The sequence below is a fragment of the Oleiphilus sp. HI0080 genome (genome assembly GCF_001635135.1).
Genome location: NZ_LWFU01000933.1, coordinates 1 through 1,246 on the forward strand (window position 1 = coordinate 1; position 1,246 = coordinate 1,246).

The 1,246-nt window shown below is 48.0% G+C and carries 1 protein-coding gene; it reads right to left on the bottom strand.

The features are described from left to right. Positions 1-1,246: GGDEF domain-containing protein (locus A3751_RS18290; RefSeq protein ID WP_068458489.1), on the bottom strand; the 1,246-nt coding region annotated here is incomplete at both ends.

Consider the following 1,246-nt stretch of genomic DNA (forward strand, 5'->3'; position numbering starts at 1 on the left):
CTTTCGCAATAATCTGTAGAACCTTATCCCCAGACAAGTGTCCGTAACTATCATTGATGTTCTTGAAGAAATCGATGTCGGCAACCACTAGCGACACCGGCTTTTTGTATCGCTTCCAGCGCTCAAACTCCAATTCAAAGCGCTCATCGAATGCCTCCCTATTTGGAAGTTTGGTCAGCGTATCCCGAAGTGCTTTGTCGCGCTCTTCTTTTAGGCGTTTGCGAATGTATGCCGCCTCCTGCTCCATCGCCTCGATCTTTTCTCTTAGCGCCTGAACCTCTGCCTCTTTTTCTTTTTCAAATTGTTTGCCATCCCCATCGTGCTGATCAACCGCTTTGGATATAGAATCGAGATGTTTATATATCGAGTCCTTCAACTCATCAAGATCAGCAGAAGAATCCATTTTTTGGGAAATCTCATCCACCTGCACCCGAACTGCTCGATCAAATTCCTGATTCTTGGTTTGCCAATTCGCATCGACGGTTCGACTATCAATCAGAAACCCCTGAACTTTGCTCAGACGATCATCCAACTGCTTGAGAAAACTTTCGAAGTCGCGCTGCCCTTTGCCGACGACGGACAGAACAAGGTTCGCAACATCATCCAAGGTCGGCCCTAACTCATACCACACTAGCTCATCTTCTATCTGATCACGAAGCTTCGCTACATCCCGAAATGCGCTTTGCGGAAAACTCAGTTGATCGAGCAAGTTAGAGAGTGTGGAGCGAACATGTCTTGCCACCGAGCTAAAGCCTGGCACAATTTCTTCACTATCTTTGGGCTCTTCTTGCGTCTCAATCTCCAGCTCAAGAGCCTGTGACGTCGTCTCATCGTCCTCACCCCCTTCGACACCTCCTTCTCCAGCCGCTTGCAATGGCTGCGCTTTCCCAGCACCGAGCATACGACTAAAAAAACCTGGGCCTTTCGGGACGGACTTTGCGATGTCTTGAATCACCGCAGCCTGTAAACTGGCATATTCAGACAAAATCCCGGGGAAGGACTGCAAGTTGAGGGCTTTTTTGGAAAGTGATTTAGAGAGTTTTTTGAGCGCATTCTTCTGTTTACGGGGAAGCGACAACGTAAGCAGTTGATCAATCAATTGATCCAAGGTGTGAACCAATTGTCCTGCGTTCTGTTGCTTAGATTCGTCGGCCGCAAGAATCAGTTTATCAATGCGCTTCAAGCGCACTTCCAGATCATTTTGCTCTGCCGATGCCGTTCTTATTGCTGAGCGCAAACTCGCAAG